General features: G+C 54.6%; 7 protein-coding genes. 5 read left to right on the forward strand and 2 right to left on the reverse strand.

Annotated elements, in window-relative coordinates; translation table 11 throughout:
* Window positions 1-71: 71 nt before the first annotated feature.
* Window positions 72-2,045, reverse strand: coding sequence for a TonB-dependent copper receptor (locus tag HMPREF2726_RS03775; RefSeq protein ID WP_070602230.1), 1,974 nt, complete (start codon window positions 2,043-2,045; stop codon window positions 72-74).
* A gap of 400 nt (window positions 2,046-2,445) precedes the next feature.
* Window positions 2,446-3,279, reverse strand: coding sequence for a phosphoserine phosphatase SerB (serB, locus tag HMPREF2726_RS03780; RefSeq protein ID WP_070602232.1), 834 nt, complete (start codon window positions 3,277-3,279; stop codon window positions 2,446-2,448).
* A 235-nt stretch (window positions 3,280-3,514) separates the two neighbouring features.
* On the opposite strand from serB, the gene HMPREF2726_RS03785 reads away from it, so the two are divergent.
* From HMPREF2726_RS03785 to pntB, 5 genes are all read left to right on the forward strand, one after another.
* A complete protein-coding gene (locus tag HMPREF2726_RS03785; protein WP_049226192.1) occupies window positions 3,515-5,056 on the forward strand; it encodes a Re/Si-specific NAD(P)(+) transhydrogenase subunit alpha in 1,542 nt (513 codons plus the stop codon).
* 3 nt (window positions 5,057-5,059) lie between these two features.
* On the forward strand, window positions 5,060-5,443 hold the full coding sequence (locus tag HMPREF2726_RS03790) for an MAPEG family protein (RefSeq protein WP_045073789.1): 384 nt from the start codon (window positions 5,060-5,062) through the stop codon (window positions 5,441-5,443).
* Window positions 5,444-5,546: 103 nt separating this feature from the next.
* Window positions 5,547-5,948, forward strand: coding sequence for a GFA family protein (locus tag HMPREF2726_RS03795; protein WP_070602233.1), 402 nt, complete (start codon window positions 5,547-5,549; stop codon window positions 5,946-5,948).
* 87 nt (window positions 5,949-6,035) lie between these two features.
* Complete coding sequence (locus HMPREF2726_RS03800) at window positions 6,036-6,689, forward strand: class I SAM-dependent methyltransferase (protein ID WP_070602235.1); 654 nt, start codon at window positions 6,036-6,038, stop codon at window positions 6,687-6,689.
* 90 nt (window positions 6,690-6,779) lie between these two features.
* Window positions 6,780-8,165: a Re/Si-specific NAD(P)(+) transhydrogenase subunit beta gene (pntB, locus tag HMPREF2726_RS03805; protein WP_070602236.1), complete on the forward strand. Its 1,386-nt coding sequence runs from the start codon at window positions 6,780-6,782 to the stop codon at window positions 8,163-8,165.
* Window positions 8,166-8,424: the final 259 nt, after the last annotated feature.

Genomic DNA, 8,424 nt, shown 5'->3' on the forward strand with positions numbered 1-8,424 from the left:
TCATCAAAAAGGTCGTCTGAAAACCCTGAGATTTGGGTTTTCAGACGACCTTTTTCTTTCTCAGCTCAACATCAGAATTTCGCTTGCAGCCTCAACCAAGCAGTACGGCCGGGTTCGTTGACGCGCAAGGTTTGCGTGCCTGCTGAAGGGTCGCCGCCTTTGCTGACGAATTCGGCATAGGTTTTGTTGAACACGTTGTCTATGCCGGCCTGCAAGGTAGCGTATTTGCTGAATTTCCAGCCGGCATTGAGCGAGAGTACGCCGAAGCCGGAAGAGGCGCCAATGTCCTGACCGACGATATTGCCTTGACCTTTGCTGTAACGGTTTTGTTTCGCCACGACGCGCCATAACGCGCCTGCGCTGAATTTGCCGTTGTCGAAGGCGAGGGTGTTGTTCCACTCGAGCGGCGGGGTTTGTGCCAAAGGTTTGCCGTCGGTACGGTTTTTGCCGTGGGTGTAGGCGAGGCTGCTGCCGATTTCCCAGTTGGGCGCAAACGTCCATTTGACTTCGGCTTCGCCGCCGAAACGAGAGGCTTTAACGTTGCGTACGCCTAAATCCGTGCCTTGGCGTTCGAGTATGATGAAGTTTTTGACATCGCTGCCGAATACGGATACGGAGGCATGGAGGTTGGGACGTTTCCAGATGATGCCCGCATCGATTTGGCGGTTTTGTTCGGGATGGATGATTTTCTTTTTGGCGCGCAGACGTTCCCAGTAGTCGGGCGAGCGTTCGGCGATACCGAATCCGGCGTAGTATTTCAAGCCGTTATCCGTATCACGTTCCCAACGTAAGAAACCGGAATTCAAGTTGAATTTCTGATGTTTCAAAACGGGATCGGTTACGTCTGCGGAATCGTAATGCGCTTTGACACGGTCGTGGCGCAAGCCTGCTACCCAACGTTGTTTGTCGGTTTGCTGCCAAGCGGCTTCGGTGAAAACGCCCCATTGTTTGAAACTTTGGTTGGGCATATAGGGCTTGTGGCTGTAACCGTCGCCGCCGCGTTCCATGCGGGCGACGTGTACGTCGTCCATATAATCTACGCCGGTTTGCAGGTTGAGTTTGTCCCAGTCGAAGGTGGCTTTCAGACGACCTGTGTCGGTGTTGCGTTTGGGGTTGTTGGCGTTTTTAATCTGTTTGCCTGCCGGATTGCGGATGGTGCGCAGGCTGTATGTGTCCATGACGTGGTCGATTTCGCTTTCACCGTAGCGCAATTCGAGTTCGCTGAACCAAGGAGTGAGGTTGCGCTGGGTAAAGCGGACGTTCCATGCGTCGCGGTCGAATTTGCTGCCGTCCATCATGCGGTCGGCGTAGGCGACCTTGGCCCTGCTGCGTTCGTATGTGCCGGCGATGGTGGTGTTTTCGGTCGGGGTGATGCCCAGTTGCAGCATTTGGCTGTCGCGTTTGAAATGGGAGTGGACGCGTTTGCCTGAGCCGTCTTTGTAGTCGCCGGCTTCGTTATGGGAAATATTGCTGCGGACGTAACCGTATTTGCCGCCGAACTCGGCTTCAAGCGAACCGTCGCGGCGGTCGTTGCTGCCTGCGGTCAGAGTAGCGTTGACGTTGTAGGGTTTTTCGCTGAAATCAGGGTCTTTGCGGATAAATTGCACCGAGCCGCTGACCAAACCCATGCCTTGGGTTACGGTTTGCGGGCCTTTGGTGACGACGACTTTGTCGAAAGAATTCGGGTGGATGTAGGCAGTCGGCGGGTCCATACGCATGCTGCAGCCGCCGTAAATAAACTGGTCGTCTGCGTTAATCGACAGGCGCGAACCGCCCAAACCGCGGAACAATGGATCGCCCGAGCTTCCGCCTTTGCGGATGATGCTCATGTTGGGCACGGATTGTAAAAGGTCCGCACCGTCTCCGGCAGGGAGGGGTTGCAAAGCAGCTTTGGGGTTGAAAGTAACGCTATTGGCTTTTTGTTGTTGTGTGCCGGTGACGGTAACGGGGGAAAGGATAACAGTTTCTTCGGGAACGGGGTCTGTGTCCGCCCAAGCCTGGGATACGGCTAAGGCAATCGGCAGAAGGAGTAGCTGGTGTTTCATTCTTAGAGCTCCTTTTATTGGTTTAGTTCATTGTGCGTAGTTAATTACTACTTTAGTAGTATAAAGAATGTCAGGCAGTTTGTGAGTAAGAAAACGGTTTTATTTAATTTAAGTCAATATTTTTGAGTCATAATTAAATTATTTGAATAATAGTAATAACTGTGTTGATTAATTGCCTGATTGCCCGTTTGGCAGGAAGAAGGGATAAGGCTGTTACAGGGATAAAGAGGGCTGTGTTCGGGAGCAGGTTGCAAATCTGTTTTGGTATGTTGACACGGCGTGTCCTTTGGCATTCCGTTTGCAGTCATTACGATATTTCAAACGGCAAAAAGGTCGTCTGAAAATTTTTCAGACGACCTTGGTTTTAACGGGAAACACCTGGCAAACGATATCGGCGGGTTTATTTAAACCAACCCCTGACGCGCTCCAGCCCGCCGAAGTTGATGCAGGCATCGGCGCCTGTCTGCGCTTTCGGTTTGGCGCGGTAAGCTACGCCTACGCCGGCTTCTTTGAGCATCGGAATATCGTTCGCCCCGTCGCCCATCGCCAAAACCTGATGCGGCTGCAATCCGAGGCGGTCGCGGTATTCGCGCAATAAATCCGCCTTTGCCTGCGCGTCGATGATTCTGCCTTTCAGACGACCTGTCAGCTTGCCGTTTTCAATTTCCAAAACATTGGCGTGTTGGTATTCGAAGCCGAGGCGTTGTTGCAGCCTTTCGGTGAAAAACGTGAATCCGCCCGACACCAGCATGAATTTCACGCCGTGCGCTTTGCATTCGTCCAGCAAAAATTCCGCGCCGGGCGAGAGCTGCAAAACGTTTTCATAAACCTCCGCCAAAACCCGCTCGTTCAATCCCGCCAACAGGGCGACGCGGCTGCGCAAAGACTGCTCGAAATCCAATTCGCCGCGCATCGAGCGTTCGGTAATTTCCGCCACGCGGTCTTTCAAGCCGACGCCCGCCGCAATTTCATCGACGCATTCAATGGTAATCAGCGTCGAATCCATATCGCTGACAATCAGCCCGAGTTCGCCAAACGCCCTATCGGGCAACACGGCGTGGTCGATTTGACGGCTGTCCAGCAACGCCACGTCTGCCCCGCTTAAAGAAAAGCCTTCTTCAACGATAAAACGCATACGCTTTTCATCGGCGTAATCAGGCTCGGGCAGGCGGGAGAGGAGGGCGGAAGGTAGGGCTTCGGCGGAGGGGAATTGGAGGACGAGGGCGTGCGGCATGGCGGTGGCTCAAAAAATGCGGATTATATAGTGAAACAGTGAAAAATGTTACGGCACCCAAGCCGTATTTTCGGAAATGATTTCAAACGCAGATGGCAGTATGGGTAAGGCAATACAGGAAGGAAATGCCGAATTGTCGGCTTGCCTATTGCCAGTCCACTGAAAATTCGCTATAAGGGGATTATATGGAATATATTAACATTTATATACAGACAACCTAAAAAAGGATTCAGAGATGAAAATCGGTATCCCACGCGAGTCATTATCCGGCGAAACCCGCGTCGCCTGTACGCCTGCCACCGTTGCCCTGTTGAGCAAACTGGGCTTTGAAACCGTTGTCGAAAGCGGCGCAGGTTTGGCGGCAAGTTTGGACGATGCCGCTTACCAAACAGCAGGTGCGACCGTTGCCGACAAAGCGACGGTTTGGGCCTGTCCTTTGATTTATAAGGTCAACGCGCCGTCCGAAGGCGAGCTGCCGCTGCTCAAAGAAGGGCAGACCATCGTCAGCTTCCTGTGGCCGCGCCAAAACGAGGCTTTGGTGGAAGCCTTGCGCGCCAAAAAAGTGAACGCACTGGCGATGGACATGGTTCCCCGCATTTCCCGCGCGCAGGCTTTGGACGCTTTGTCTTCGATGGCAAACATCAGCGGCTACCGCGCCGTGATTGAAGCCGCCAATGCTTTCGGCCGTTTCTTCACCGGTCAAATTACTGCCGCCGGCAAAGTGCCGCCCGCGCAGGTTTTGGTGATTGGTGCCGGTGTGGCGGGTTTGGCGGCAATCGGTACGGCAAACTCGCTCGGCGCAGTGGTGCGCGCGTTCGATACCCGCTTGGAAGTGGCGGAACAAATCGAATCGATGGGCGGTAAGTTCCTGAAACTCGACTTCCCGCAAGAATCGGGCGGCAGCGGCGACGGCTACGCTAAAGTGATGAGCGACGAATTTATCGCCGCCGAGATGAAGCTCTTTGCCGAGCAGGCGAAAGAGGTGGACATCATCATCACCACCGCCGCCATTCCGGGCAAACCTGCGCCCAAGCTGATTACCAAAGAAATGGTGGAAAGCATGAAATCCGGCTCCGTCATCGTCGATTTGGCGGCGGCGACGGGCGGCAACTGCGAACTGACCAAACCGGGCGAATTGTTCGTAACCGACAACGGCGTGAAAATCATCGGCTACACCGACATGGCAAACCGCCTTGCCGGACAGTCTTCCCAGCTTTACGCCACCAACTTGGTCAACCTGACCAAGCTGTTAAGCCCGAACAAAGACGGCGAAATCACGCTGGACTTTGAAGACGTGATTATCCGCAACATGACCGTTACCCGCGACGGCGAAATCACCTTCCCGCCTCCGCCGATTCAAGTTTCCGCCCAGCCGCAGCAAACGTCGTCTGAAAAAGCCGCGCCTGCCGCCAAACCGGAGCCGAAACCCGTTCCCCTGTGGAAAAAACTTGCGCCCGCCGTCATCGCCGCCGTATTGGTACTGTGGGTCGGCGCGGTTGCACCCGCTGCATTCTTGAACCACTTTATCGTGTTCGTCCTCGCCTGCGTCATCGGCTACTACGTCGTCTGGAACGTCAGCCACTCGCTGCATACCCCGCTGATGTCCGTGACCAACGCCATCTCCGGCATCATCGTCGTCGGCGCGCTGCTGCAAATCAGCCAAGGCAACGGTTTCGTTACCCTGCTGGCCTTCATCGCCATCCTGATTGCCAGCATCAACATCTTCGGCGGCTTCTTCGTAACGCGTCGGATGTTGAATATGTTTAGGAAAGGGTAAAGCATGACTTTAGCCTATTGGTGCATTCTGATCGCATCGCTGCTGCCGCTGTTTTGTTCCTTCATCGCCAAAGCGCAGGGCGGTTTTCAGCCGTCAGACAACCGAAATCCGCGCGATTTCCTCGCCCGCACGCAAGGCTTGTCGGCGCGCGCCAATGCCGCGCAGCAAAACGGTTTTGAAGTATTCGCCCCGTTTGCCGCCGCCGTTTTGGTGGCACACGCCACAGGCAATGCCGCGCAAGCGACCATCAACCTTTTGGCCATATCGTTCATCGCCTTTCGCATTGCTTATATTTTCAGCTATCTGAAAGACAAACCGAGCCTGCGTTCGGCAATGTGGACGGGCGGATTTGTCTGCACCATCGGGCTGTTTGTAGCCGCTGTCTGATAGCGGGGTCGTCTGAAAACGAGTGCAGCGAGTTTCGCTAAAACGAATGCAGCGGGTTTTCAGACGACCTGGAAGCCAGTTTTCGAATATGAGGATTTCGACCATGAAAGCAAAATGCCTGTGCGGCAACGTATCTTTAGAAGTGGAACACGACAAACACGTCCACGCCTGCCATTGCTCAATGTGCCGCATTTGGGGCAGCGGCGCGACGTTTTCGCTGATTGCCGCCAAACCGCCGAAAATCGACGGCGGGGAGAACATCGCCCGCTACCATTCGTCCGAATGGGCGGAACGCGCGTTCTGCAAAAACTGCGGTACACACCTGTTCTACCATTTCCTGCCGAATGACAGCTATTTCGTCTTCGCCGGACTGTTTGCCGACAACGCCGATTTCAAATTGGAAGAGCAGATTTTCATCGACACCAAAGCCCCGTATTACGAACTGGCAAACGACACGCCCAAGCTGACCGAAGAAGAGTTTTTGGCACAATTCGGCGGCGAATAGGAAATCCGATACAGAGGTCGTCTGAAAACCCGAGTTCCAGATTTTCAGACGACGTTGAATTAACCGCCCCGATAGTCGGAGAACCCTATGAACCTGTCCCCCGAACAAACCGCCGCCCAACTGCGCTGCCCGCATGACGAAGCGGGAACAGCGTTCGGGCAGATGATGAACCTGCGCAACCTGACACAGATTCTCGGTTCGTTTGAAGCGGTGCAACTGCAAAACGGAGACCGCATCCTAGAAACGGGTTGCGGCAACGGCGGGCTGCTCGGCTACATTTTGTCGCAGGCAGAAAACCTGCATTACACAGGTTTGGAAATTTCCCCGTTAATGCACGCACAGGCGCAGGCATTCAATGCCCCGTTTCTCGAAGCAGGGCTGGCGGATTACCGGCTGTACGACGGCGGCGCGCTGCCTTTTGCCGATGAAAGCTTCGACAAAATCGTTTCCGTCAATACCGTCTATTTTTGGGACGATGCACCAAGCGCGCTTTCAGAACTGAGCCGCGTGCTGAAATCCGGCGGGCGGCTATGCCTGAATTTCTGCGAAAAAGACTTTATGGCGAAACTGCCGTTTGCCGCGCACGGCTTCGCGCTCTATGATGCCGCCGACATCCGCGCCCTGTCGGAAAACCTGCCGTTGCGCTGCATTCGGGAACAGCGAAGCCGTGATTGGGCGGTCAGTAAAAGCGGCAATCTGGTGCGGAGGGAGTTTGTCATAGTCGTCTTTGAAAAATACTAAGCATCAGGGTCGTCTGAAAACCCGAAATTCAGTTTTCAGACGACCCGATTAAAAAACACAGTTACTTTCACAAATAATTGGAGAATCACCATGTCTTCAGGACTCGTTACAGCGGCGTACATCGTAGCCGCGATACTGTTCATCTTCTCGCTGGCGGGGCTGTCCAAGCAGGAAACCGCCAAGCAGGGCTGTTATTCCGGCGTAGCGGGGATGGCGGTCGCCTTGTTCGTTACCGTGTTTTCCGAAAACACCCACGGACTGGGCTGGATCATCATCGCCATGCTGATTGGCGCCGCCATCGGAATCTACAAAGCTAAAAAAGTAGAAATGACCGAAATGCCCGAGCTGATTGCGCTTTTGCACAGCTTCGTCGGCTTGGCAGCCGTTTTGGTCGGCTTCAACAGCTATATCGCACCGGGCAACGTTTCGCACGATATGCACACCATCCATCTGGTCGAAGTCTATTTGGGCATCTTCATCGGCGCCGTAACCTTTACCGGCTCGCTGGTCGCGTTCGGCAAGCTCAACGGCAAAATCAGCAGCGCGCCGCTGCAACTGCCCGCCAAACACAAGCTCAACCTCACCGCATTGGTTTTATCCTTTATCCTGATGCTGGTGTTCGTATCCGTTGACGGCAGCGGCTTCATCCTCATCCTGATGACCCTGATCGCCCTCGCATTCGGCTGGCACTTGGTCGCCTCCATCGGCGGCGCGGATATGCCCGTAGTCGTGTCCATGCTGAACTCCTACTCCGGCTGGGCGGCCGCAGCGGCAGGCTTCATGCTCTCCAACGACCTGCTCATCGTTACCGGCGCGCTGGTCGGCTCCAGCGGCGCGATTCTGTCCTACATCATGTGTAAAGCCATGAACCGCTCTTTCATTTCCGTCATTGCAGGCGGTTTCGGTACCGACGGTTCCGCCGCAGCCTCAGGCAGCGAAGAAATCGGCGAATACCGCGAAGCCAAACCCGCCGAAGTTGCCGAAATGCTGCGCAACGCAAGCAGCGTCATCATCACCCCGGGCTACGGCATGGCAGTGGCGCAGGCGCAATACCCCGTTGCCGAAATCACCGAGCTTTTGCGTAAAAACGGCACCGAAGTACGCTTCGGCATCCACCCCGTCGCCGGCCGCCTGCCCGGTCATATGAACGTATTGCTCGCCGAAGCCAAAGTCCCCTACGACATCGTTTTGGAAATGGACGAAATCAACGACGACTTCCCCGAAACCGACGTAGTGCTGGTTATCGGCGCGAACGACACCGTCAACCCCGCCGCCCAAACCGACCCGAACAGCCCGATTGCCGGCATGCCCGTGTTGGAAGTGTGGAAGGCAAAAGAAGTCGTCGTCTTCAAACGCTCGATGAATACCAGCTACGCAGGCGTACAAAACCCGCTGTTCTTCAACGAAAACAGCGTGATGTGCTTCGGCGACGCGAAGAAAACTGTTGACGAGATTTTGGCGGAATTGAAGAAATAACATCCGAAACCAAGACAAAAGGTCGTCTGAAAACCCGATTCCAAGGTTTTCAGACGACCTTTTCTTATGAACACAATACGTCAAACACACCGCCGCCGTCATTCCCGCGCAGGCGGGAATTCATCGGAAATTCTAAGAAACTGATGTTTGAAAAACAGTTGCCGAGATTTAAAAGTGGATTCCCGCCTGCGCGGGAATGACGGTAGTCAGGCAGAAATTTATGCCTCTATGTGCAAGCCTGCCCCCCTCTCCCGTCCGG

Origin of the sequence: Neisseria sp. HMSC074B07, assembly GCF_001810355.1 — a bacterium.
Lineage (GTDB): Bacteria > Pseudomonadota > Gammaproteobacteria > Burkholderiales > Neisseriaceae > Neisseria.

What these genes read in the sequence shown, in the direction of transcription:
- HMPREF2726_RS03775 (WP_070602230.1), bottom strand. Translation starts at nt 2,045, where the DNA reads ATGAAACACCAGCTACTCCTTCTGCCGATTGCCTTAGCCGTATCCCAG.
- serB (WP_070602232.1), bottom strand. Translation starts at nt 3,279, where the DNA reads ATGCCGCACGCCCTCGTCCTCCAATTCCCCTCCGCCGAAGCCCTACCT.
- HMPREF2726_RS03785 (WP_049226192.1), top strand. Translation starts at nt 3,515, where the DNA reads ATGAAAATCGGTATCCCACGCGAGTCATTATCCGGCGAAACCCGCGTC.
- HMPREF2726_RS03790 (WP_045073789.1), top strand. Translation starts at nt 5,060, where the DNA reads ATGACTTTAGCCTATTGGTGCATTCTGATCGCATCGCTGCTGCCGCTG.
- HMPREF2726_RS03795 (WP_070602233.1), top strand. Translation starts at nt 5,547, where the DNA reads ATGAAAGCAAAATGCCTGTGCGGCAACGTATCTTTAGAAGTGGAACAC.
- HMPREF2726_RS03800 (WP_070602235.1), top strand. Translation starts at nt 6,036, where the DNA reads ATGAACCTGTCCCCCGAACAAACCGCCGCCCAACTGCGCTGCCCGCAT.
- pntB (WP_070602236.1), top strand. Translation starts at nt 6,780, where the DNA reads ATGTCTTCAGGACTCGTTACAGCGGCGTACATCGTAGCCGCGATACTG.